The sequence below is a fragment of the Ruminococcus sp. AF20-12LB genome (assembly GCF_003478985.1).
Taxonomy (GTDB): Bacteria; Bacillota; Clostridia; order Lachnospirales; family Lachnospiraceae; genus Blautia_A.
The window spans coordinates 61563-86989 of record NZ_QUGH01000006.1 but is presented as its reverse complement, the minus strand read 5'-3'; the positions used below and the strand labels follow the sequence as shown (position 1 = coordinate 86989).

Here is a 25427-nt window from a genome sequence, read left to right as displayed (position 1 = left end):
TCCTTGTTGATATATTAATGAAAGAGCGTATAATTATAGTACATAGCAAGATAATATATAAACAGAAAGATAAGGAAGAGGAGATGTGACATGACAAAATATATAGAAAATGTAAATGTTTATCTCTCACAGATGAAGATTAAGCAGACATATATCAGTTTGAAAACGGGAATTGATGGGAAAAAATTGTCGCGTATTCTGACTGGTGTACAGGATATAAACAGCACCGATATGGAAAAAATAGCATCTGCGTTGGGGAAAAAAATGGATTTCTTTATGAAAGATTCTTTTTTTATCCCTCAGATCAGTGATTACACACAGGAAAAAATTGCTTTTTATGCAGGAAATCCTACAGAACGTCAGAATGAAATTGCGGGAAAGCTTGAAAATCTGATGGAAAATATTGATGAAGTAATGAGTGCGAAACATCGATTTATGAATATATCAAAGGAGTAGTCCATGGATATTAAACGTCTTAGAAAGATAATCCAATATGGGGATTGTCATAAAGAAGAGATGGAAGAGAAGATAAGAAGCTTCTGTTCTTTTGCGGGAATCAGTAACGATAAAGAACTTCTTAATATTATGCAGATCGTAAGACCATCTTTTCAGAAAAAAGGATATCTTATTATAGAACTGCCTTTCTGTGATCAGGAAATAGGAGCTCTTTGTTATAAAGGAGATGCGTTGGGATATATTGTACTTAATACATCATTGCCAAAGGTAAATGTGAATTTTGCTTTGTGCCATGAACTGTATCATGTGCTTTATCAGAAAACAGATTTTCGTACAAAGGTGGAGTTTGCCAATGATGATTATTATACACATGAAGAGGAAGTTGCAGCTAATTTGTTTGCCGGAATGCTTTTGATGCCCACAAGCGGATTTCGTTTTATGTTTCAGAAATTTCATGCGGAATCTGAAAATAATGAAAGAGATACAGTATTTCGCCTGATGAATTATTATCAGGTTCCTTATATGGCTGTACTGGTCCGATGCTTTGAACTGGAACTTCTGGAAGAATCAGATATATCAAAGATGTTACTGGAAATATCTGCAGATGATATAAAGAATGGTTTTTCCAGACTATGGCTGGATGAAAGTATTTTAAATCCATCGTATAGGGATGATTACGACAAGTTGGAGTACATGGTGAAGCGATATGGTGAAGAATGTATGGAAGGAGCTTATTTAAATGAAAGAACATTAAAAAAAGTTCTTCAGAATATGAAAAGGCTCTACAGAGAAGTAAGGGGGGAATAGCAAATGGCAGAAGGCTATGTGGATAACCCCTATAATATACAAGAAATCATGCCTTGGATAATTACCGGGAAAGATCAGATCATATCAGAAATTTTTTCCAGAAAGAAATGTTGTTTTTATGATGCTTGTTCATTCCGGAGACATTCCAAGCTGAAAAAAGAAGAAGCCGGGTATTTACTGAAGCATATGAAGACTCAGGATACCGTTCTTGTAATTACGAGATGCATTTTGATGGAACTGGCTTCTCATAGTGGAATACTAAATCAGGAATATATGGAATATATAAAATACATACGGGAATATGGAATACCGGTAGTGGTTCTGTATGAAGAGGATATTTTTTTCATCATGGAGATGGTTTTTAACACGAATGCTGCGATCAATAATTATTTATGCTGGGCGGTAAGACTATTAAAAGGACCGGTCAGTACCATAACATATACCATTGAAAATAATGCCGAGATTAATAAAGAAGTTATGCAGGGGAAAAATCTCAACAGTAAAGAAATATATCGACATTTTTTTGAAACAGTACGAAAAAATAAAGAATCGGGCGATAACCTTGGTGAGGAAATACTGGCTGTTTGTCTTCATATTTTGGCAAATATTCCCGGAGAAGCAGATGAAAAGTTTTATGTTATTACGGATGATAAAGGCGCAGCTGGTAAAATAGATAATTTATTTAAACGGACAAGAATGCAGTATCGTGGGAAAGAAATCGGCATATACAGTACACCGAAATTGGTTCAGGTTTTGTTCAGAAAAGGAATTTTGACAGAAAAAGATCACATAAGAGAAATTATGAGCGCAGGAATATCGGGAAATCTTGTAGTACTGGGAATAAGAAAAAGAGATATTCGTGTAAAAGAGATTTCATCAGATGCCGAAGAACTGGCAGATATGCTTATGCAGCCAGACGGAATTGATATTATATTTTAACAGAATAACTGTTTGGCAGTTATTCTGTTATGAGCAAGTAGCGAATGCGGATTGCGAATATCCGCTTGAGTGGAATAACTGCTTGCGGTATTCACCTGAAGATCACGGAGGAAATCATGCCAGAAACAGACACATCCGAAAAAAATCCTCTTCACGTATCCGAAGTGGATGATAATTTAAAAGAATTAAGCCCTCACGGTTCCTTTGAGCTGCCGGTGGAAACCTATATGGCGAACTGTGAGATCTTTCATGCACTGTATGACCACTGGCACAGTGAGATGGAGATCATGTATATTGAAAAAGGCAGTGGCTTTGCCAGACTGAACCGGGAGAGCATCCGCCTGAAAAAGGGGGATATCCTGATCGTGAACTGTGGAGTTCTCCATAGTATGCGGACTGATCTTAAGAAGCCTCTTTATTATAAGAGTGTGGTTTTCAGCCTGGGCTTCCTTGCAGGTCAGCCGGGAGATATCTGCCAGGAATGTGTGGTATCACCATTAATAGAAAACAAGGCAGAATTCTGCCATCATATAGAAGAAGGAGATTCCGGATATGAGAAGCTTCGGGAAATTTTTCAGGAGATCCATAACTGTCATACGGAGAAGAAGCCATATTTTTATGTGAAGCTGAAAATGCTGTTCTTTGATTTCTTTTATGAGATGCTGACGAAGCATTATATTATCCCGGTAAGTACAGAGCAGAACAAGAGCCTTGCAGCAGTAAAGGAAGTGCTGGATCATATCAGCCTTCACTATCAGGAGAATCTTACCGTTTCAGAGCTTTCCGGACTTTCCAATTACAGTGAGTATTATTTTATGAAGCTTTTTCGTCAGTATACGGGAAAAACCTTGGTGGAATATATCAATGACTTCCGTATGGAGAAGGCAAAGTATCTTCTTACACATTCCGATGCACCTGTGACGGAGATTGCTATGCAGGTGGGATTTAACAGTACAAGTTATTTTATAAAGAAATTTCAGCAGTCCAATAAGATTTCACCGCATAAGTACAGGAAGAGTATGAGACAGGTCTGAGAAAGATCTCGAAGCGACCGCATATGTCACGTTTGCGTTTTAGGCAGAGCTACAGTAAAAAGTGAAAAACAGTCTGACAAATATCTTGCATATCATGACAGGATTGTTATATTTTTGAAAAGAAATACGTGATATCCTAATAACATCAAAAACAAAGCAAACAACCTTGTAAAAACATATTTCATCCCATCAAGATCCATGAAAGGAGATCAAAAATGGAAACATTAAGCAAAGTATTTGAAGACAAATATAACAAAAATGTAAAAGATTGTACAAACGAGGAAATCTATCACGGACTTCTCTCCTGGACAAAGGAGCAGCTGAAGGGCCGCGGCTACCAGGAAGGAAAAAAGAAAATTTATTATATTTCCGCAGAGTTCCTTATCGGTAAGCTTCTTTCCAACAACCTGATCAATCTGGGCGTTTACGATGAAGTTGCGAAATATCTTAAAGAAAACGGAAAAGAGCTTTCCATGATCGAGGAGATCGAGCCGGAGCCATCTCTCGGAAATGGCGGACTTGGCCGTCTGGCAGCTTGCTTCCTGGATTCCATCGCAACTCTGGGACTTCCGGGAGAAGGAATCGGACTTAATTATCACCTCGGACTTTTCAAACAGGAGTTTAAGGATCATCTTCAGTTTGAGACACCGAATCCGTGGATCCAGCCGGAGAGCTGGCTTACAGATGCAGGCGTTTCCTATTACGTGCCGTTTAAGGGCTTTATGCTGAAATCCACACTGTATGATATTGACGTGGCAGGCTATGAGAACAAAGCGATCAAGCTTCGCCTTTTTGATATTGATATTGCAGATGAGAGCATTGTAGGCGAGGGAATCTCCTTTGATAAGAAGGATCTGCTTCACAACCTGACACTGTTCCTGTATCCGGATGATAGCGATGACGCAGGAAGAAAGCTTCGTATCTATCAGCAGTATTTCATGGTAAGCAATGCGGCACAGCTGATTCTGGATGAGGCAACAGCAAAAGGCTGCAATCTTCATGACCTTGCCGATTATGCAGTGATCCAGATCAACGATACACATCCGAGTATGGTAATTCCGGAACTTATCCGTCTTCTCACAGAGCGTGGGATCGAGTTTGAGGAGGCATGCGAGATCGTATCTCATGTATGCGCTTATACCAACCATACGATTCTTGCAGAGGCACTTGAGAAATGGCCGATCTCTTATCTTGAGGAGGTTGTTCCGCACCTGATGCCGATCATCCGCAAGCTGGACGAGCGTATCAAAGCAAAATATCCGCAGGAAAATCTTGCCATCATCGACAAGAACGACCTGGTCCACATGGCACATATGGACATCCACTACGGATTTTCCATCAATGGTGTTGCATCCCTTCATACCGATATCCTGAAGGAGACAGAGCTTCATCAGTTCTATGAGATCTATCCGGAGAAATTCAATAACAAGACAAACGGAATTACCTTCCGCAGATGGCTCCTTCACTGCAACCATCCGTTGACTGAGTACATCACATCCATGATCGGTGATGGCTTCCGCAAGGATTCCTTTGAGCTTGACAAGATGCTTGGATTTAAGGGAAATCAGGACGTTCTTGCCAATATCCTTAAGATCAAACAGGATGCAAAGAAGAGATGTGCGGAGTTTATCAAAGCCAACACAGGTGAGGAGATCAACACACACAGTGTTTATGATATCCAGATCAAACGTCTTCATGAGTACAAACGTCAGCAGCTGAACGCCCTGTATATCATCGACCGTTACCTGAAGATCAAGGCAGGCGAGAAGCCGCAGCGCCCGGTAACCTTTATCTTCGGTGCAAAGGCAGCTCCTGCGTACGTTATCGCAAAGGATATCATCCACCTGATTCTCTGCTTACAGGAGCTTATCAATAATGATCCGGAGGTTTCTCCATACATGAAGGTTGTTATGGTGGAAAACTACAACGTAAGTGCAGCAGAGAAGCTGATCCCTGCCTGCGATATCTCCGAGCAGATTTCTCTTGCTTCCAAAGAGGCCAGCGGAACAGGAAACATGAAATTTATGCTTAACGGTGCTGTGACACTTGGTACTATGGATGGTGCAAATGTGGAGATCAGCCAGCTGGTAGGTAAGGATAATATCTATATCTTCGGTGAGTCCAGTGAGCAGGTTATCGAACACTATGAAAAGGCAGATTACTGCTCCAGAGATTTCTATGAGAAAGATGAGCGCATCCGTCGTGCAGTAGACTTTATCGTAGGAAACGAGCTTCTTTCTATTGGAAGTGAAGAGCATTTAAGAAGACTGCATCATGAGATCGTAAGCAAAGACTGGTTCATGACTCTTCTTGACTTCGAGGATTATGCGAAGGTGAAAGATCAGGCACTGTCCGATTATGAGGACAGAACCGCATGGGCAGAAAAAATGCTTGTAAACATCGGAAAAGCAGGATACTTTTCTTCAGACAGAACTATCGAGGAATACAACAGAGATATCTGGCATCTGACGGCGGAGAAATAAACTGGTTTTAGCCAGCTTACTCCGGTACGGAAGAAAATAGAAAAATAGAAAATAAAAACACCGGCATTCATCGGAAATATGTACCGGGTCTGAGCTGTCAGAGATGATCTGGCAGCCTGGACAGAACATGGTACAGATGAATGGTCGGTGTTTTTTTGTGAAATTGGTTACGAAAAATTGTTTACGGAATCAGGCAAGCGATACTTCAGGCCTTTCCATGCTTAAATGCCATCATCATTTCCTTGGTAAGACTGATATTATCACCCTCATCCGGGATTTCCTCGCGGTTGAACCAGGAGGCCATGGAGAGTTCGTTGTGGTCTACAGTGAGAGTGTCGTCGCCGTCCAGGTCACAGTAGAAGCCGAACAGGAGAGTGCCGGAGAAAGACCATGGCTGGCTCTTGTAGTAGCGGAGATTTTTGACCTTTACGCCGATCTCCTCCATAACTTCGCGGTGTACAGTTTCTTCAATAGTCTCGCCAATCTCGGCAAAACCGGCGATCATGGCATAACGTGTGTGGCTTCGTCCCTCATATTTGGAAAGGATCAGCTTATCGCCATTGGTAACGCCAACGATCACAGCCGGGGAAAGTACCGGATATTCTCCGTTTCCGCAGGAAGGACAAATCATTTTGCGCTCTGTCTTATCGTGTACCATTGGCTGGCCGCAGCAGCCACAGAAACGACGCTTGCTGTACCACTGAAAAAGCTGGTATCCGGTGATTCCGGCAAAAGCCAGATACTGAGGCTCTGCTGTGCGAAGCACACGGATGATCTCAAACTGATATCCGGGAAGAAGGCTGGTATCCAGATCCGGGATCAGATAAAAATGTTCTTCATCAACAGAGAAGAGATAGATATAATTCTCATAGAGATTTTCAACTTTTCCTTCCAGCTCTCCAAAGCTTGGAAGAGTTATAGTTTCGCCATCTTTTTTCATAAGGATATTTCCTTCTCCATAGGCGAGGATGTGGCTTTCTTTATCCGGAGCCACAGGTTTGTACTCATTGTGATAGGTATGTGGTGCGATATCCTGGATCATGATCGATAATTCCTTTCTGAATTTATTGTTTTGCAGCGTTTGCTGAGAAGTTTTGCCATATAAATACAGCACGTTTTCTACAGTATAAGCTTACCTTGAGAAAAAGGCAACTGTCCTTTTCTGTGACCTTCGCTCACAAAAAACACCTCGCGGAATATTACCAGTGAACAGCAACTGTCCTTTTGATGACCAGAAATAACAAAAAAAGTTGTATGAGTCAGAAAATCAGTGTAAGATAAATGTATTATATTGTGCAGGAGATGTGAAAGGTCTGAAAATTTTTCTGCATAGAAGGAGGAGATCATGTCAACAACAGAAAAGCCGGGACTGACCCGAGATGCCATTAAATATCTGGCAATTTTTACCATGCTTCTGAATCATATCGCCAACGTGCTTTTGCCGGAAAACACGATCCTGTGGGAAGCGTTTATAGACATTGGCTACTTCACAGCCATTACCATGTGCTATTTTCTTGTGGAAGGTTTTTACTATACACATTCCCGGAGAAAATACGGTGAAAGACTTCTGATCTTTGCCGGGATCTCCCAGGTTCCCTATATGATGGCTTTTGGGAATTCACAGCTGAATATGATCTTTACTCTGTTTATCTGTTTTATGATCCTGGTTGTTCAGGAAAGGATGATGGCAAGTAAATGGAGAATTCCACTTTTGATCCTGCTCCTTCTACTATCCATTTGTTCGGACTGGGCGATTCTGGCACCGGTTTTTACCATCTGGTTCCATGAAGGCTGGGGGAACAGGAAGAGGATGATAACAGCGTACGGAGTCGGTGCTATCCTTTTTGCGCTGTTTAACTACAGCTCCTACGTGGAAAAAATGGCAGCCGGACCGGCAATGATCCATGCTCTGCTTTCGGCATTAGGGATCGTGGCGTCAGGAATCATCATCCTATGCTTCTATAATGGCAAAAAATCCGAAAAAGCACCGAAGTTTTCCAAATGGTTTTTCTATGTTTTTTATCCGGCACATCTGCTGGTACTGAGTATAGTCCGCGTTATAATATAGTAAGAGATAAAATAAAATCTTTCTAATATTTATAATCGGATAGATTGCCGAAAATAAATTTCATATCCACATAAAACATAGTAATTCTGTAAGAAAACAGAAAAATAGCGAGAAAACTCTTTCAGAAATCCAAAGAAAAACGGCTGCAAAAGCCTGCATCTCATTGTGAAAGTCCCCATCTATTCTGCGGAAGGTGAACAGAAAGAACTGATGGAAATACAGCTTCGGACCATTGCGATGGATTACTGGTCTGTGTTAGAATATGAGTTGTATTATAAAAAAAGAGACAATGCGGAAATTGAAGCAGAATAAAAAAAATATGCAGAAGAAATTGCGAATCTGGACTACAGAATGCTGGAATTACGAAATAAAATTGAAAAAATCCGAACAATCAGCGAATGTGAGATCAGAATGCCTGTTATAAAAAAGAAAACGGAGAATTCCCTAAAAAAGAAGTTCAGGAATTCTCCGTTTTGTTGTTTGAGTCATTTCAGTCGGGACCCTGTTTATTATGTGTTATACTCTGCTCATCAGCTGCAAAGATGACATTTCTCACAGGCAGACGGCGTGGCTGCGCATCCGCCAAGAGCAGTCTCACGAAGCTCTGCAGGGAGCTTTTTGCCTACGGTATACATGGCATCGATCATCTCATCCAGAGGGATGAACTGGGGGATACCGGCCAGTGACATTTCCGCTGCGATCAGGGCATTGGAAACACCGGCTGCGTTACGGTTCTGGCAGGGATATTCCACCAGGCCGCCTACAGGGTCGCACACAAGTCCAAGCATGTTCATAAGAACTGTGGAAGCAGCATAAGTACACTGAAGAGGTGTACCGCCAAGAAGTTCCACAGCAGCAGAAGCAGCCATTGCGGAAGCAATTCCGACCTCAGCCTGACATCCGCCAACAGCACCTGCAACTGTTGCATTACGCATGGCAAGATAACCAATGGCACCTGCGTTAAAAAGTGCCTGGCGGATCTTTTCATCGGAAAATCCGTAAACCTCCTGAAGAGCAAGCATCATTCCGGGAACGATCCCGGCACTGCCGGCAGTAGGAGAGGCAACGATAAGTCCCATGGAAGCGTTGGTCTCAAGGGTTGCCATAGCGTAGGTGATACCTTTTCCGAGAACATTTCCGCACAGGCTTTTTCCCAGGTCATGAAATTCACAGAGTCTTCGGGCTTCACCGCCGATCAGTCCGCCCATAGATATCACGGGATCTTTGATGGGGGAAAATGCAGCGTCCTTCATGATCTCCAGAACACGGTCCATGCGCTGGTCCACGATTTCAGCAGTGGTTTCACCGAGAAGGATCTCACGTTGGCGCATTACTTCGGAAATCGGAAGCTTTTTTTCCTGGCAGAGAGCAAGGAGTTCCTTGGCATTTTTGAAATCCATAAAACACATCCTCCCTTTCCCTACATCTGAACAACCATGACATCATGGATGTTGGTGTTCTGGTGAATGCTTTCTACGATATCTTCCGGGAGATGACCGTCGGATTCCACGATAGTATAGGCTGTGGTTCCTTTGGATTCACGGAAGAGGCGCATGAAGGCAATGTTAATGTTACGTTCACTTAAGCATCTGGTGATGTAGGCCACAACACCAGGAGTATCCTGATGGATTACAATAATGGCACTGTATTCGCCGGTGAAATCCACTTTTACGTGGTTGATCTCCACAATACGGACCTTGCCGCCGCCCAGCGATTCCCCCCGGACTGTCATTTCCTGTTCCTGTTCATTGACCATATGGATATCTACAGTGTTGGGATGGACATCGGTTTCCGCTTCATTTGGAGTAAAGGAAAAGTCGATCCCCTGTTCCCTGGCAATGTCAAAAGAATTCCGGATGCGCATATCATCAGTAGAAAAGCCCATGATCCCGCCAAGGAGGGCACGGTCTGTACCGTGTCCCTTGTATGTTCTGGCGAAGGAACCGTAAAGGATGAACTCCACTTTTTTCAGGGGTGGCGTGATCATCTTTTGGGCGAGGAAAGCAATGCGCGCAGCCCCTGCGGTATGAGAACTGGAAGGGCCGATCATGTTGGGCCCCATAACGTCAAATACACTGATAAAAGACATTTTACTTAAATCTCCTGTGGTGTTTTTGCAATAAATTTCTTATAAATAGTGTCAACGATCACGCCGATAGCATTGTCACCGGATACATTGCAGGCTGTTCCAAAGGAATCCTGGGTAATGTAAAGGGCAACCATGATCGCGCAGATTGCACCGTCCGGATCACCGGCTTCAGCTCCGAATACCATGTAAAGGAATGGAAGAGCAGTCATGATGGAACCGCCAGGAGCGCCGGGAGATGCAACCATGGCAACACCAAGAGTCATGATAAACGGAACAACAGTACCGAGACTGATCGGCAGCTGGTTCATAAGGCAGACTGCAGTTGCGCAGGCTGTGATGGTGATCATGGAACCTGCCATATGGATATTGGCACAGAGCGGAACTACAAAGTTACGGATCTGCTCGCATACACCGTCTTTTTTTGCACATTCAAGATTAACAGGAATGGTAGCAGCAGAAGACTGGGTACCAAGTGCTGTTGTGTATCCTGGAATCTGATTTTTGATCAGAGTAAGAGGATTTTTCTTGCTTACTGTACCTGCGACCAGAAACTGGATGGTAATGCAGATCAGGTGCATGATGATAACAACAAGGAATACCTTCCAGAGGATGCTTAAGATGGCAAAGGTTTTTCCGGAAATAGTCATATCTGTGAAGGTTCCGCAGATGTAAAGTGGAAGCAGCGGGATGATAATGGTATGAAGGACTTTGTCAATGATCTTGGAAAAGTCGCTCATTCCGTTATAAAGGCTGTTTCCCATTTCTTTTCCGCGCATGGAAGAGAGGCACAGTCCCATGACAAAGGCAAGGGCAACAGCAGAAAGAGTATCCATGACCGGCTCCAGTGTGATGGAGAAAAACGGTGTCAGGGATGCGTCTGCGGTAGCTGCGATCTGATCCAGTGCACCTTCACTCATAAAGTGCGGAAACAGGCTGGATGATACCAGATAGGATGCGGAACCTGCGATCAGAGTGGAGCCATAAGCCAGAGCCACTGTGATCAGGAGAAGCTTCCCTGCACCCTGTGAAAGATCCGCAATACCCATGGTCACATAGGCAAGGATCATCAGCGGGATGACGAATTTCAGAAAGGTACTGAAAAATCCGGAAAGGGTTACAACAAAGCGACAGAAGCCTTCCGGAAGGAACTGGCCGAACAGGATACCTATGATGATGGCAATGATCAGCTTCGGCACAAGTCCGATCTTGATTTTTTTCTTTTCCATTTGGATTCTTTCCTCCTAAGTATGAATTTATTCATTTTGCACAAAAATACGATTGACGTCCTCGTGATTGTATTGTAACATTGACATAAAAATAAAGCAAATTCACAGATTTCATCATCACGATGAAAAAATTTCATAGAAAAAGGGAGAAAATAATGGAAATCCGTCAGTTGGAGACGTTTGTACATGTAGCACAGCTTCAGAGTTTTTCCAGGGCAGCAGAGGTTCTGGGATACACCCAGTCAGCTATCACTGTCCAGATCCGTCTTTTGGAAAATGAGCTGGAAACAAGACTTTTTGACAGAACCGGAAAGCGTGTGGTGCTTACTCCGTCCGGAAAAGAGTTTATGGGGCATGCAAGCCGGATCTTATATGACGTAAATAAAGCAAAAAAGTCAATGAATGATGATGCGGAACTGAAAAATCCATTACATATCGGGACTATTGAATCTCTCTGCACAGCAAAGCTTCCGGCTGTTCTCAGCAAATTTCGTGAGTTTCACCCGAAAGTAAATATGCAGGTGACTATTGATACGCCGGAACAGCTGATACGAATGATGGAGCATAACGGGCTGGATCTGATTTACATACTGGATACCCCAAGGTGGGAGCAGAACTGGATGAAGGTCATGGAGAAGGCGGAGCCGGTAGTATTTGTGGCCTCTGCAGATTCGGAGTTTGCGGGAAAGACGCTGAAAATGGAGGATATTCTGGAAGAGCCTTTTTTTCTCACGGAAAAGAATGCCAATTATCGACAGGCTCTGGACCAGCAGCTGGCACTTAAGAAGCAGGCCCTGTCACCGGTGCTGGAGATCAGCGATACTGCTTTTATCATCCGCATGCTGGAAAAGAACCACGGACTTTCCTTTCTTCCCTATCTGGCTGTGGAGCGGGATATCCGGAAAGGAAGAATTGCTCTTTTACATGTGGAAGATGTGGAGATATCCATGTACCGGCAGATCTTTTACCATAAAAATAAGTTTAAGACAAGAGAGATGGAGGAGTTTATCCGTCTGGCGGCAGAGTGAAAGTCAGAGCTTGTAAAAACAAATAAAATGTGGCACTATAAAAGAAAAAAAAACAGGAGAGAAAAATGGATTTTATTGAAGAAGCAAAGAAGCTTGGCTTTTCCGATGCTGCGGTCATGAAAACCGATAAGCTGGTGTTTGTGCCGGAATACCGTGTTTTCTGTGAAGAAAATGCCTGTGGTAATTATGATAAAAATCCTGCATGTCCACCGGAAAGCGGGACTGTGGAAGAAATGAAGGAACGTGCCCTGGATTATGAGAACACCCTGGTGCTCCAGACGACGCAGGACAGATTCATGGATTATAGAAAAGCCAAGCTTGCACATAATAAGTTGACAGAGCAGCTCTCAGAGAAGATGAAAGAGTGCGGAAAAACAGATATTCTGATCATGAGCGCCGGACCGTACAAGCATAATTCCTGTATGTCTGCCTATTGTGTGGATGCGCAGAAGATGGCAGATGCTGTGGGAATGCAGTGCTGGACCAATGATGGAAAGTTCCGGTATTTTTCGCAGATTCTTTTTCGAGAGTAGAGCAGCGCATCTTTTTATACATTTTTTGTATAAAAACTAGACATATTGTCAGGAAAAGGGTAAATTTATTTTGAAATGATCAAACAGGAGGGAAACCAGAATGGAGAAATCAACAGTTTATTTCACTGATTTTCGCTGTCCGGTGGGAACCAGCCAGCTGGACAAACTGAAAAAACTCTGCGTTGCCGCAGGAATCAAAGATATCGATATGGATGGAAAATTCGTAGCCATCAAGATGCATTTCGGAGAGCTTGGAAATATGGCATTCCTTCGTCCGAACTATGCAAAGGTAGTTGCAGATCTTTGTAAGGAGCAGGGCGGAATGCCGTTCCTGACAGATTGTAATACTCTTTATCCGGGAAGCAGAAAGAATGCACTGGAGCATCTGGACTGTGCAAATCTTAACGGATTTAACACGATCACAACCGGATGTCAGATCATCATCGGTGACGGAGTTCGAGGAACCGATGAAGTAGAAGTTCCGGTAGTAAACGGAGAATACTGCAAAACTGCCCTGATCGGACATGCTATCATGGACGCAGATATTTTTATCAGTCTCAGCCATTTCAAGGGACATGAGGCAACCGGCTTTGGCGGCGCCCTGAAGAATATCGGTATGGGCTGCGGAAGCCGTGCCGGAAAAATGCAGCAGCATGCCAGCGGAAAGCCGGCCATCCATGAAGATATCTGTCGTGGCTGCCGCCGCTGTGCGAAAGAGTGCGGAAGTGATGCGATTACATATGTAAATAAGAAAGCAGTTATCGATTACGATAAATGCAAAGGCTGTGGCCGCTGTATCGGTGCCTGCAGCTATGATGCCGTATACAATCCGAACAGCAGTGCAAACGAGCTTCTTGACCGCAAGATGGCAGAGTATGCACAGGCTGTCTGTCACGGACGTCCTCATTTCCATATTGCACTGGTACAGGATATCAGCCCTAACTGTGACTGCCATGGTGAAAATGATGCGCCGATCCTTCCTGATATCGGAATGTTCGCAAGCTTTGACCCGGTTGCATTGGATCAGGCCTGTGCAGATGCCTGCCTGAAGGCAACACCGATCGCCAACAGCCAGCTTGGAGAGCATCTGGCCGAGCCGGGATGGCACTGTCATCATGACCACTTTAAGGATTCCAATCCGAATATTGAGTGGAAGGCAACTCTGGATCAGGCAGAAAAGATCGGCCTGGGAACCAGGGAATATGAGCTGAAGATAATCAAATAAGCAACAGAAATCATATAAAATCACGAAAGCACGCCTGTAACATGGCGTGCTTTTTGCGCGAATTAAGAAATATAAAATAGAAAAAACGGATAAAAACGGTATTTTAAATAAAAAAATATATGCGTGCATATGCGTGCCTAAAAGACGATCATTGTGAATAATATACAAAGAAATAACAGGAAAATTTGGACATAAATGAGAAAACAGAAAAAGCTGTAAATTTATATTGAATAATAAGATTGCGTGTGATAACATACACACAATATAATTAACACGCATTTGACACGCAAATAAAGAATAATGGCACGCAAATAAAAGAATATCAGGAATAAGCAGAGCTAATGTGCAGGAAAACGTGCAGATCGTGAGAACAGAAACAGGCTGCATTCTGTGAGCAGAGAGTACAGAGCAGGCCGGAAATCTTTTTCAGAGGAGGAAATTATGACAGGAATACAGAAAAAACAGTGTTTGCTGACTATGATATTCGGAGCTTTCGCGATCTTTTTTACCGGATATCCCCATGTATGGTCTATTTACCAGCCCTATGTGATGGAGCAGGCAGGCTGGAGCCAGGGACAGGCATCCATGTGCTTTTATCTGGCACTGAGCACCTTTGTATTCGGAAATATCGTAGGCGGAAGGATGCAGAACCGTTTTAAGGAAAAGACGATCGTATGGATCGGAGGCGGGATCTTTGCGGCAGGAATCCTGGCATCCGCATTTCTGATCGTTCCCACACCGCTTCCTATGTATCTCTCTTATGGAGTGATGCAGGGATTCGGACAGGGAATGATCTACACGGTGATCCTGGCAACCGTGCAGAGATGGTTCCCGGACCGTACCGGATTTGCTTCCGGCGTTGTGGTAACTGCCAACGGACTTTGTGGATTTTTCCTGGCGCCACTGAGTCGAAAGCTGCTGGAGGCAGAGGGTGTGCAGAAAACCTTTTTGATCATTGGGGCAGCCATCGCAGTTTCCTGGATCCTGTGCGGCATCTTTTTTCAGGCACCCGTTAAGAGTCTGGTGAACGCAGGTGGCTCTGCGTCAAAGTCCGGGACAACGGAGATGAAGCAGTATACATCCGGAGAGATGATGCATACAAGAAATTTTTATCTTCTTCTTGCGACCATGTTCTTTGGACTGATTTCTTATTTTATGGTTTCACCGGTATCACAGACCTACCAGATCGACCTTGGAATCCCGTCTGCAGTGGCAGTCAGCGCCGTTATGCTTGGATCCATTGTCAATGCGGGAGCAAGACTGGTGCTTCCAACACTGGCAGATAAAGCAGGCAGGATCGTCTGCATCAAAGGAGTGCTGATCGTGGCGGTGATCGCTATGGGAGTTCTTGCTGTATCAAGCTCCCTGGCAGTAACGGTTGCCATTGTTCTGATGTACGGCTGCTACGGAGGCATCATGGGAAGCTTCCCGTCTCTGACAAGCTCTGTTTTCGGAATGAAGCACACCGGGGAAAATTACGGATTCGTCATGTTCGGCATCGTATTTGCAACCTTTGGCGCACCGGCGATCTCCGGTCTGGTGAGCAGCAAAGGCTATGAGATGAACGTGATATTTGGAATCGGAGCTGTTTTTGCAGTGATCGCATTTGTATGCCTGACTCTGCTTGGACGGAATCTTGTGCAGGAAAGAAAAAAGACGGACATATCTGACAGTTATGCATGATCTTGCAGAAAGACGTAAAAAAGCAGAAAATAAATAATATTGATACAGGAACAGAAAAATGCCATCAGTGAAAAATGCTGATGGCATTTTTAGCGCTGACAGCCTCAGAATTGTGAGTTGCAGGGACCAGATATTTCTGCTAGGATAACTGAAGGATGAGAAAATCAGGTATTGTTTTTGCCTGTTTATGGAAGAGAGTGCGTGAAATACTGCAATAATAAGGAGTTGATGCATATGATCACCTGCCAGGATATATTGGAGTTGCATCTGGACGGAGTGGAGCTGATCGCTGGGGAAAAAGGTCTCACAAGACCTGTCACATGGACCTATATGGTGCAGACCCGGCCTTTTGAGGAACATATGAACCAGGGAAATTTTGCCCTGTGTGTGGTAGACTATGTCCGGTTTGACCTGGAAGAAGCACAGAAAGCCATGGAAGAACTGTATAGGCTTGGAATTTCCGGCTTTGGGGTTTCAATCACCGATGACAAAGAATCCGTTCCGAAGGAGATGATCGACAAAGCCAATGCGCTTCAGCTCCCGCTGTTTTACATCCGGTGGAAGGGAGCTTCTTTTGTGGATATTGCCCAGAGTGTGGGAAAAATCATCCTGGAATATGAAATGCAGAACAGGCGGATGGGAGATTATCTTTACAATCTTCTGTTTGGCTATGATATTAATGACCGCTATATCGAAAAAATCTCCCAGCAGTTCGGGATCAACTTTACAACACCCTGCAGAGTAGGGATCATTGTGGCTGACCGGAAGTACGGCATCAATCTGGAGCAGGATGAGCATATCTACGAGTATTATGCCAATTATCTGAACCAGGAAGTCATGGCAATGGAAGGAAAGCCCATGTTCCTTCGGTTTCTCAACAAATTTGTCCTTCTTTTTGAGGCAAAAAAAGACAAAAGCATTGAACATGAGCTGGAGAAGGTTCTGCAGAAGATCGATGCCAGTCCGCAGTTTCACGGAACAATCCGAAGCACCTGTATCCTGGGCGGTATCTACACCAATCCGGCAGATTTCGGCACCAGCTATCAGGAGGCAAAGCGTCTGATCCCCAAAAAAGACATACTTCCAAATCCCAAGCACAAGAAAGTTTTAAGTGCAACAGCCATGGGAATTTATCAGTATCTGTTCAACAACGACAACCATGATGAGATCCTGAATTATTGCAATGAACGGCTGGGAAAGCTGGAGGAATATGATCATGCCAACGGAACGTTTCTCCTGGATACCCTGCTTGCCTATTACATGAACGGGTTCAGCGTCGGAAAAACGGCGAAGGAACTTTTTATTCACAGAAATTCTCTGCAGTACCGGCTGAATAAGATCCAGGAGCTGATAGATTTTGAACTGGATGACTATATGGAATATCTGGATATGATAAACTGTATCCTGATCAAGCAGCTGATGTTTTCCTGAAGAACAGGTTCATATAAATACAACACTGTGCAAAATGAACAGTTAATTTGTGCAAAATAAAAGTTGACGAAAAGCTTCTTCTGAGTATAATGAAGTCTATCAAACAACAAGGGCGTTGAAGGAAATGAAAAATTTCTTTCAGCGCCCTTGTTGTTTACAGGCGAAAACGTTCAGGTCGACCAGCTAAATATGTTTTGTGCCAGCTATGTAGAAGAGGAGGAAACGAATATGAAAAAAAATCTTTTAGGCAAAATGGTGATCACAGGTATTATTTCCGCAGCAATGTTAGCATCTACAGCGGCTTCCACATGGGCAGCAGACAAATCAGATAAGGATGTGTTAAGGGTTGGCATGGAATGTGCATATGCACCATTCAACTGGACCCAGGATACAGATACAACTCCGGACGGAAGCAAGGCAGAACCTATTTACGGCAGTGATTATTACGCATATGGCTACGATGTGGCAGTAGCTCAGAAGCTTGCAGATCAGCTTGGAATGAAGCTGGAGATCCATAAGGTTGAGTGGTCCTCCATTGGAATCTCCATGGATGCCGGCGATTATGACTGTATCATCGCTGGCATGGGAAAAACGGCAGAAAGAGAAAAATCATATGCATTTACAGAACCATATTATTACAGAGATAACTGTATCGTGGTAAAGGCAGGAGGCAAATATGACGATGTCAAAGGTCTTTCCGATCTTGCAGGAACAGGCTGCAAGGTTACCACACAGCTTGGAACCGGATGGGTACCGCTTCTGGATCAGATCGACGGTGCAGAGCAGTCCGGAAACTATGAGACAACATCAGAGTGCTTTATGGCAATCTCTAACGGAGTTGCAGATGTCTGCGTTGTAGATGTTCCTACAGCAGAATCAGCAGCACTGACAAACAAGGATCTGAAGATCATCAACCTGGATGAGAAGGATACCTTTAAAAATGATGATGAAATGGTCAATGTCTGCATCGCAACAAGAAAAGATGATACAGAGCTGAGAGATAAGCTGCAGGGTGCCATGGATGATATTGGCTGGGATGACAAGGAAAAAATGGATGAGCTTATGGATACCGTCCTGACACAGCAGCCGGCAGCAAACTAATCAAAGCGGGGTGGAGATATGTTAGGTTTTTCAATTACAGATCCGACAAATTCTCTGGAATGGATGATATTCCTGGCGAAAAAATATTCCAGTATGTTTCTGGAAGGAACATGGCTGACGCTCTATATAGCAGTAGCAGGAACCCTTTTGGGTTTCCTGCTGGGCTACATCATCGGGATCATTCAGGATATCCGGATCAACGAGGGAGACAGTGTTCTGAAAAAAGGAATTTTCTGGATACTGAAAGCAATCTGCAGAGTCTATGTAGAGATCTTCCGTGACACACCAATGATCGTGCAGGCAATGGTTCTATATTATGGTATCCGGCAAGCAAACGTAAATATCACACCGCTGTTTGCAGGTGTCATGGTAACGGTGTTAAATACCGGAGCTTACATGGCTGAAACAGTAAGAGCCGGAATCGGTTCCATTGATCTGGGACAGAGAGAAGGCGCCTGGGCTATGGGAATGTCGCCCATGAAGACCATGATCTATGTGGTCCTTCCGCAGGCATTCAAAAACATCATTCCGGAAATGGCAAACACATTTCTCACAAATCTGAAAATGACTTCCGTTCTTAACGTCATCGCAGTACAGGAGCTGTTTATGGCAGCCAAGACCGTAGGCGGAAATTATTATAAATATTTTGAATCCTATCTTGTTATCGCAGTGATCTATTTTGTACTCTGCTTTGTATTCAACCGGTTATTCACCTTCCTGGAAAAGAAGATGAAGAAAACAGAGAACTATGTACTGGCAGTGGAATATATGGATAATCCGTAAGGAGGGAAGAAGTTATGAGTGATGCCATCATATCCGTAGAAGAATTAAGCAAATCCTTTGGAAAACATGAAGTACTGAGAAAGATCGATTTTAATGTGGCTCCCGGGGAGATCATCTGTATCGTTGGTTCCTCCGGTTCCGGAAAATCCACTCTGCTTCGCTGTATCAATAAGCTGGAGACCCAGACCAGCGGAAAGATCCGGTATCATGGAAAAGAGATCGGAGCAGTCCAGAAAGAGATCAATGAATATCGCTCCAAGGTAGGAATGGTATTTCAGTCCTTTAATCTTTTTAATAACATGACCGTTCTTCAGAACTGTATGCTCTGTACAAGGAAAGTACTCCATCTGTCAAAAGAGGAAGCTTTTGACCGGGCCATCACGCATCTGAAACAGGTGGGAATGGCACCGTTTATCAATGCAAATCCCACACAGCTTTCCGGTGGACAGAAGCAGAGAGTTGCCATTGCAAGGTCTCTCTGCATGAATCCGGAGGTTCTGCTTTTTGATGAACCTACCTCAGCTCTGGATCCGGAGATGGTAGGAGAGGTCTTAAATGTTATGAAAGAACTGGCAACAACAGGACTTACCATGATCATTGTAACCCATGAGATGGCATTTGCCAGAGACGTTTCCACCAGGACGATTTTTATGGATCAGGGTTACATTGTGGAGGATGCACCTCCGGCGGAGCTGTTTAAAAATCCTAAAAATGCCCGTACCAGAGAATTTTTGAGCCGTTATCTGGCAGGATAGGAAGGAGTATAAAATGGAAAATTTTATTGTAACCTTTGCCAGAGGTTTTGGAACCGGCGGAAAGGAAATCGCCTCCATGCTGGCAAAAGACCTTGGGATCCACTGTTATGAAAACCGTATCCTGACACTGGCAAGCCAGATGAGCGGACTGGATGAAAAGCTCTTCCTGGATATCAATGAGCGTATCCGCAATAACGGAGGATTTACAGGATTCCTTAAAGGGCTGCCCAGATCCAGACAGTACATTGCAAGAAATGAAAAATTTGTTTCTGATGACCGGTTGTTTGAGTATCAGTCACAGATCATCAGAAACCTGGCAGATCAGGAATCCTGCGTGATCGTCGGAAAATGCGCGGATTATGTCTTAAAGGGCAGAAAAAATGTGGTAAGTATCTATATCGAAGCGCCGCGTGCCTTCTGTCTGGAGCGGACCATGCAGAGGATGAAGGTATCCGCAGATGTGGCAGCAGCCACCATTGAGAATACAGATAAGTACAGGGCGGACTATTATAAATATTATACAAAAGGAAATTACTGGACTAATCCCGTCAATTACGATATGACGTTGAACAGTGAAAAAGTCGGAATTGCAGGATGCGTAAAGATGATCGAAGAATATCTGGTGATGAAGGGTCTGATCACACGGGAACAGATCTTATCAGAACAGATCACAAAAGGGGAGGAAAAGAAATGAAGCTGGAAGAAATAGGACTGACATTTGAGGATATCAAGGAAAAAGTAAACAAATACATGATCGAGACCTATGAGAGAATGGATTTTCTGGCAGAAAGCGCAAAAGATCAGTATATCTACAATGAAAAAGGGGAAAAGTATCTGGATTTTTATGCAGGTATTGCCGTAAACTCCGCCGGAAGCTGTAATGAGAAGGTGGTAAAGGCCGTGGTAGACCAGGCACAGACACTGATGCATACCTTCAATTATCCTTATACCATTCCACAGGCACTTCTTGCGGAAAAAGTCTGCACTACCATCGGAATGGACAAGATCTTTTTCCAGAATTCCGGTACAGAGGCAAATGAGGCTATGATCAAAATGGCAAGAAAATACGGAATCGAAAAATATGGTCCGAACCGTTATCATATCGTAACTGCAAAAATGGGATTCCATGGAAGAACCTTTGGTGCCATGTCCGCCACCGGACAGCCGGGAAACGGATGCCAGGTTGGCTTCGGTCCTATGACCTACGGATTTTCCTATGCACCGTACAATGATCTTGAGGCTTTCAAGGATGCCTGCACGGAAAATACCATTGCCATTATGATAGAGCCTGTACAGGGCGAGGGTGGTGTCCATCCGGCAACCATGGAATTTATGAAGGGACTTCGGGAATTTTGTGATGAGAACGATATGCTCCTTCTTATTGATGAGGTTCAGACAGGCTGGTGCAGAACCGGTAAGGTGATGAGCTATATGCATTACGGGATCAAACCGGATATCGTGTCCATGGCAAAGGCCCTTGGAGGAGGTATGCCGATCGGCGCGATCTGCGCTACAGAGGAAGTGGCAAAAGCATTCACACCTGGTTCCCACGGAACAACCTTCGGCGGACATCCGGTTTCCTGTGCTGCGGCACTTGCAGAGGTTGGTGAACTTCTCGACAGAGATCTGGCTGGCAATGCGGAAAAAATGGGTACTTATTTTATGGAAAAACTTGCAAAGATCCCTCATGTAAAAGAAGTCCGCGGGCAGGGCCTTCTGGTAGGCGTGGAATTTGATGATGCTATTTACGGTGTGGATGTAAAGCATGGCTGTCTGGACAGCCATCTTCTGATCACTGCAATCGGAGTACATACCATCCGTATGGTACCGCCGCTGATCATTACAGAGGAGAACTGTGATCAGGCGGCTGCCATCATTGAAGAGACAGTAAAAGCACTTTCAGAATAAGCGGAGGAGATGGACAGCATGAAAAGATTTACATTTTCTGTACCGCAGAATATTCTTTTTGGTGAAGGTGTATTAAAGGAGCTTCCCGGGGCAGCCGGGAAGCTTGGAGGAAAACATGGCTTTATCATTTCCGGCCCCACACTGAACAGACTTGGCGTAGTGGGGCAGTGTGAAGAAATCCTTACACAGGCCGGCATTGCAGTCAGCACCTTCTGTGATACAGAAGGAAATCCATCCGTGGAGACTGTGGAACGTGCAGCAGAAGCGTTCCGGGCAAGCGGAGCGGATTTTATTGTCGCTCTTGGTGGGGGTTCCCCTATGGATGTGGCAAAAGCTGTCGGTGTTGTGGCAAAATACGGCGGCAGCATCACAGAATATGAAGGTGCAGACAAGGTTCCTGGGGAGATCGTCCCGCTGATCGCCATTCCTACAACAGCAGGAACCGGTTCAGAGGTTACGGCTTTTTCTGTTATTACCGATCACAGACGAAATTACAAGCTTACAGTATTTTCCTATAAGCTGATCCCGGCTTATGCACTTCTGGATCCGCTGCTTCTCACCTCCGCACCGGCTTCGGTGGCAGCTGCCTGCGGGATCGATGCACTGATCCATGCAGAGGAATCTTACGTTTCTCTGGACGCATCCCCATTTTCCGAGGCCATGAGCGAAAAAGCAATGGAGCTGATCGGGCGGAGCATCCGCACCTACGTGGCAGACCGTAGCAATCTGGAAGCAGCTTCCGATATGCTGGCAGGCTCTCTGTTTGCCGGGATTGCTTTTTCATGGGCAAGACTTGGAAATATCCATGCCATGAGCCATCCGGTCAGTGCTTTTTTCAATGTGCCGCACGGTGTTGCAAACGGAATCTTGTTTCCGTATATCGTGAAATATAACGAAGAGGCAGCCTTCGGAAAATATCGGAAGATCTATAATTATATTTCCGCGGAAAAGAAATGTGAGTCTGAGTTTTCAAAAGGAATGCTGGAACAGGCAGTCCGTGAACTGAATACACAGGTTGGAATCCCTGCAAAATTATCCCACGCAGGGGTTACGGATGAGTATTTTGCGCAGATGACAGAGGATGCCATGAAAAGCGGAAACATTGCGGTGAATCCTCAGAAAACCGTTCGGGAGGATATCCTGGCACTGTATAAAGAGGCATTGTAAAGATAGTATCAGGTAAGTATGTGACACCTCTGTATAAATAAAATCTGTCATCAGAGTACTTGCGTAAATAAAAAAGATATTGGCTTCCCGAAATCAGTAAAAAGCTGTTTTCCGGGGAGCTTTTTTGCAGTGAAAATTATATTATAAACATAAAGATTTATACAACGAACATGTACGGATAAAATATACGATGCTATTGTATAGACAGTAACCAAGCTTAACGCAACAGAGCAAAATACAGTAGAAAGAAGAATGCATATGGAGAGCATAGCGGTTAAAAATCTGTACAAAATATATAAGATCTCACAGCGACAGGAAGGTTTTACCGGGATGGTGAAATACTTATTCCATCCCCAATATAAAGAGAAGGAAGCTGTAAAAGGAATTTCTTTTTCCATACATCAGGGTGAATGTGTAGCTTTCCTTGGGGCAAACGGGGCAGGAAAATCAACGACCATCAAAATGCTTACAGGGATCATGAAACCGACAGAAGGAAAGATTTCCGTTATGGGAAATGATCCATTTAGGGAACGGATCAGAAATGCCGGGAACATAGGCGTTGTGTTTGGTCAGAAGACGCAGTTGTGGTGGGATATTCCGGTAAAAGATTCTTTTGAATTGTTGCATAGTATTTATGAAATTCCGGACAAAGATTATAAAGGAAATCTGGATCTGTTTAAGGAAATTCTGGAACTGGAAGAATTTATGGACCAGCCGGCAAGAAAGCTGTCCCTGGGACAGCGAGTAAGGGCAGATATAGCAGCAGCTCTTTTACATGATCCGCCGATTTTATTTCTGGATGAACCAACAATAGGGCTGGATGTGGCAGTCAAACAGAAAGTATATCAGTTTTTACAATACATAAATAAAGAAAAAAAGACCACGATTTTGCTGACAAGCCATGATCTGAAAGATATGGAATGGCTGTGCCGGAGACTTATCATTCTGGAAAAAGGAGAAATTTTATTTGATGATGAAATAACAAAAATTTTTGATAATTATCCGGAAGCAGAAACACTGGAAGAAATTATCATTGAACTGTTCAATGGAAATACGAAGAATTAACCGTCTGATTTTGTTTTTCTGAGGAGAGCAAATATGAGAAAATATCTGGCACTGATAAAAGGGGGATTTCTGGAAGGAATTGCTTATAAAGAAAATTTTCTGACCGGTTTGCTTGCAAATTTTATTCAGGTTGTAGTTTTTTACTATGTATGGAAAAGTATTTTTTTATATCATACGGAGATTAATGGATATACATGGGAAATTATGAAAAAGTATGTAATTATTTCTTTTTTATGCAACAGTACGTTTTCCTTTGGATTTGAAATGCAGACAGCCAACAGTATTATCAGTGGAAATATAATCACAGATTTGTTGAAACCGCTGAGTTACCGAAGTTTGACTTTCTTTAAAGCTGTTGGAACAGCAGGAATGGAATTTCTGATCACATTTTTATGGTGCGGTACTTTTCTGGTAATGTGTAACGGAATGCAGAATATAGAGATGTGGCGAGTTCTTCTGCTACTTTTCTCCATACTTTTGGGAATGGGAATCAAATTTAACATTCAGTATATATTTTCCATGCTCTGTTTTTATACAGATAATGCATATGGTGTTGTAAAAGGGAGAGAAGTTTTGACAAATTTCTGTTCTGGAGCTCTGGTTCCGCTGGCATTGTTTCCTGGATTTTTGCAGAAAATTGTTATGATTATGCCCTTTTCAGGGATTGTATATATTCCATGCAGCATATTTGACGGAATATTTTGCTGGCAGAAATGTTGGGAAGCACTTCTGTTCCAGAGCGTGTGGAATGTAATATTATTTGCATTTGGAAGCATCTTATGGAAAAAAGCCTCTTCCGTTATCGCATTATATGGAGGTTAAAGATGGGCAGATACAGGAAATATTTCAAAATATACCGGAAGATGCAGGAAATGAATATAAAATCCTTGATGTATTATCGGGCAGATTTTCTGATGATGACATTTTTTACATTGCTGTCCCAGGTATCAAATCTGGCAGTTGTTGGAATTATCTATACAAATATTCCCACAGTTGGCGGCTGGTCTGTATGGGAAATTTTATTGTTATACGGATATCTGTTATTTTCAGAAGGATGGGTGAACTTTTTCTTTCAGGGTTCCTGGAAAATTGCACAGATGGTAAATAAATCAGAAATCGACCGGTTTCTCGTAAGACCGCTTCCAACAGGAATGCAGATGGCAGCTTCCCGGATTGATTTTGACGGATTAAATAAAATGATCATAGCACTGGGAATATTGTCAGTTGGAATAAAAAACTGTAAAATAAACTGGACGATCATAAAAATTCTGTATTTTGTGGCATCTCTGCTTACAGCATCTATGATCCGTTTTTGCATGATCTGGATGGCAAGCTGCAGGTCCTTCTGTATGCAGGGACCAAAGAATTCATTAAACTATCTGGTTCTTTCTGTAGGAGAAATGGCGAAATATCCACTTATTATATACCCAGGCCTGCTGAAAGGAATCTTTGGATACATCATACCCTACGCATATGTCAGCTATTATCCCGCCGGTTTTTTGCTTGGGAAAAATGACATGTTAGCAGGATGTCTGTTACAGTTTCCTGTCTGTTTAGGGATGTTGTGGTTATCAGCAGTGTGCCTGAAACGTGGACTGGGAAGATATGAAAGTGCTGGAAATTAAAGATCGTTTACAGGGGAGGTG

The 25427-nt window shown here is 43.5% G+C and carries 24 protein-coding genes and 1 pseudogene; 21 read left to right on the top strand and 4 right to left on the bottom strand.

The annotated features are described in order from the left end of the window. Positions 1 to 90: 90 nt before the first annotated feature. The 5 genes from DWX61_RS09520 (at position 91) to glgP (ending at position 5719) form a co-directional block, all read left to right on the top strand. Positions 91 to 456, top strand: a complete 366-nt coding sequence (locus tag DWX61_RS09520; protein ID WP_118512832.1) for a helix-turn-helix domain-containing protein — start codon at positions 91 to 93, stop codon at positions 454 to 456. A gap of 3 nt (positions 457 to 459) precedes the next feature. After that, complete coding sequence (locus DWX61_RS09515) at positions 460 to 1263, top strand: ImmA/IrrE family metallo-endopeptidase (RefSeq protein WP_118512831.1); 804 nt, start codon at positions 460 to 462, stop codon at positions 1261 to 1263. Positions 1264 to 1611: 348 nt separating this feature from the next. After that, complete coding sequence (locus DWX61_RS09510) at positions 1612 to 2202, top strand: hypothetical protein (RefSeq protein WP_147419214.1); 591 nt, start codon at positions 1612 to 1614, stop codon at positions 2200 to 2202. 116 nt (positions 2203 to 2318) lie between these two features. Next, positions 2319 to 3236 carry an AraC family transcriptional regulator gene (locus DWX61_RS09505; protein ID WP_118625097.1) on the top strand — a complete coding sequence of 306 codons (918 nt, stop codon included), beginning with the start codon at positions 2319 to 2321 and terminating at the stop codon, positions 3234 to 3236. Between the two features lie 215 nt (positions 3237 to 3451). Then, entirely contained in the window at positions 3452 to 5719 is a 2268-nt protein-coding gene (gene glgP, locus DWX61_RS09500; protein ID WP_118624989.1) for a glycogen/starch/alpha-glucan family phosphorylase, read from the top strand. A 205-nt stretch (positions 5720 to 5924) separates the two neighbouring features. Here the strand turns inward: glgP and nudC are convergent, their stop codons facing one another. Beyond that, positions 5925 to 6761, bottom strand: coding sequence for an NAD(+) diphosphatase (gene nudC / locus DWX61_RS09495; protein ID WP_118624987.1), 837 nt, complete (start codon positions 6759 to 6761; stop codon positions 5925 to 5927). A gap of 303 nt (positions 6762 to 7064) precedes the next feature. On the opposite strand from nudC, the gene DWX61_RS09490 reads away from it, so the two are divergent. Then, on the top strand, positions 7065 to 7787 hold the full coding sequence (locus DWX61_RS09490; protein WP_243119187.1) for a TraX family protein: 723 nt from the start codon (positions 7065 to 7067) through the stop codon (positions 7785 to 7787). 132 nt (positions 7788 to 7919) lie between these two features. Continuing rightward, a pseudogene (locus DWX61_RS09485) lies at positions 7920 to 8099 on the top strand (RelA/SpoT-related domain-containing protein); the annotation flags it as partial. 218 nt (positions 8100 to 8317) lie between these two features. On the opposite strand, the gene sdaAA reads toward DWX61_RS09485, so the two are convergent. Genes sdaAA through DWX61_RS09470 form a run of 3 tightly spaced genes read right to left on the bottom strand, consistent with a single transcriptional unit; the run spans position 8318 to position 11102 of the window. Beyond that, positions 8318 to 9187, bottom strand: a complete 870-nt coding sequence (sdaAA, locus tag DWX61_RS09480) for an L-serine ammonia-lyase, iron-sulfur-dependent, subunit alpha (protein ID WP_118624985.1) — start codon at positions 9185 to 9187, stop codon at positions 8318 to 8320. 20 nt (positions 9188 to 9207) lie between these two features. Beyond that, a complete protein-coding gene (sdaAB, locus tag DWX61_RS09475; protein WP_118624983.1) occupies positions 9208 to 9876 on the bottom strand; it encodes an L-serine ammonia-lyase, iron-sulfur-dependent subunit beta in 669 nt (222 codons plus the stop codon). A 5-nt stretch (positions 9877 to 9881) separates the two neighbouring features. Further along, positions 9882 to 11102 carry a dicarboxylate/amino acid:cation symporter gene (locus DWX61_RS09470; protein ID WP_118624981.1) on the bottom strand — a complete coding sequence of 407 codons (1221 nt, stop codon included), beginning with the start codon at positions 11100 to 11102 and terminating at the stop codon, positions 9882 to 9884. A 155-nt stretch (positions 11103 to 11257) separates the two neighbouring features. Here DWX61_RS09470 and DWX61_RS09465 point away from each other — a divergent pair, with 155 nt between their 5' ends. The 14 genes from DWX61_RS09465 (at position 11258) to DWX61_RS09400 (ending at position 25406) form a co-directional block, all read left to right on the top strand. Continuing rightward, a complete protein-coding gene (locus DWX61_RS09465; RefSeq protein ID WP_118624979.1) occupies positions 11258 to 12130 on the top strand; it encodes a LysR family transcriptional regulator in 873 nt (290 codons plus the stop codon). Between the two features lie 65 nt (positions 12131 to 12195). Further along, on the top strand, positions 12196 to 12663 hold the full coding sequence (locus DWX61_RS09460) for a DUF2284 domain-containing protein (protein ID WP_118169079.1): 468 nt from the start codon (positions 12196 to 12198) through the stop codon (positions 12661 to 12663). A gap of 100 nt (positions 12664 to 12763) precedes the next feature. Further along, on the top strand, positions 12764 to 13888 hold the full coding sequence (locus DWX61_RS09455) for a DUF362 domain-containing protein (protein ID WP_118624977.1): 1125 nt from the start codon (positions 12764 to 12766) through the stop codon (positions 13886 to 13888). Positions 13889 to 14329: 441 nt separating this feature from the next. Then, a complete protein-coding gene (locus DWX61_RS09450; protein WP_118624975.1) occupies positions 14330 to 15571 on the top strand; it encodes an MFS transporter in 1242 nt (413 codons plus the stop codon). Positions 15572 to 15805: 234 nt separating this feature from the next. Continuing rightward, positions 15806 to 17002 (top strand): PucR family transcriptional regulator, encoded by a 1197-nt coding sequence (locus DWX61_RS09445; protein WP_118624973.1) that lies wholly within the window; start codon positions 15806 to 15808, stop codon positions 17000 to 17002. A gap of 228 nt (positions 17003 to 17230) precedes the next feature. Continuing rightward, positions 17231 to 18103, top strand: coding sequence for a transporter substrate-binding domain-containing protein (locus tag DWX61_RS09440; RefSeq protein ID WP_118624971.1), 873 nt, complete (start codon positions 17231 to 17233; stop codon positions 18101 to 18103). A gap of 18 nt (positions 18104 to 18121) precedes the next feature. Then, positions 18122 to 18886: an amino acid ABC transporter permease gene (locus tag DWX61_RS09435; RefSeq protein ID WP_244790493.1), complete on the top strand. Its 765-nt coding sequence runs from the start codon at positions 18122 to 18124 to the stop codon at positions 18884 to 18886. 14 nt (positions 18887 to 18900) lie between these two features. Then, positions 18901 to 19641 (top strand): amino acid ABC transporter ATP-binding protein, encoded by a 741-nt coding sequence (locus DWX61_RS09430; protein WP_118624969.1) that lies wholly within the window; start codon positions 18901 to 18903, stop codon positions 19639 to 19641. A 13-nt stretch (positions 19642 to 19654) separates the two neighbouring features. Next, positions 19655 to 20335 (top strand): cytidylate kinase-like family protein, encoded by a 681-nt coding sequence (locus tag DWX61_RS09425; protein ID WP_118512817.1) that lies wholly within the window; start codon positions 19655 to 19657, stop codon positions 20333 to 20335. Then, on the top strand, positions 20332 to 21549 hold the full coding sequence (locus tag DWX61_RS09420) for an aspartate aminotransferase family protein (RefSeq protein ID WP_118624967.1): 1218 nt from the start codon (positions 20332 to 20334) through the stop codon (positions 21547 to 21549). The genes DWX61_RS09425 and DWX61_RS09420 overlap by 4 nt, the downstream gene beginning before the upstream one ends. Positions 21550 to 21567: 18 nt before the next feature. Then, a complete protein-coding gene (locus DWX61_RS09415) occupies positions 21568 to 22716 on the top strand; it encodes an iron-containing alcohol dehydrogenase (protein WP_118624965.1) in 1149 nt (382 codons plus the stop codon). Positions 22717 to 23046: 330 nt separating this feature from the next. Beyond that, positions 23047 to 23781: an ABC transporter ATP-binding protein gene (locus DWX61_RS09410; protein ID WP_286188070.1), complete on the top strand. Its 735-nt coding sequence runs from the start codon at positions 23047 to 23049 to the stop codon at positions 23779 to 23781. A gap of 33 nt (positions 23782 to 23814) precedes the next feature. Further along, positions 23815 to 24603, top strand: a complete 789-nt coding sequence (locus DWX61_RS09405) for an ABC transporter permease (protein ID WP_118624961.1) — start codon at positions 23815 to 23817, stop codon at positions 24601 to 24603. A gap of 50 nt (positions 24604 to 24653) precedes the next feature. Then, on the top strand, positions 24654 to 25406 hold the full coding sequence (locus tag DWX61_RS09400) for an ABC transporter permease (protein ID WP_207664988.1): 753 nt from the start codon (positions 24654 to 24656) through the stop codon (positions 25404 to 25406). Positions 25407 to 25427 lie beyond the last annotated feature (21 nt).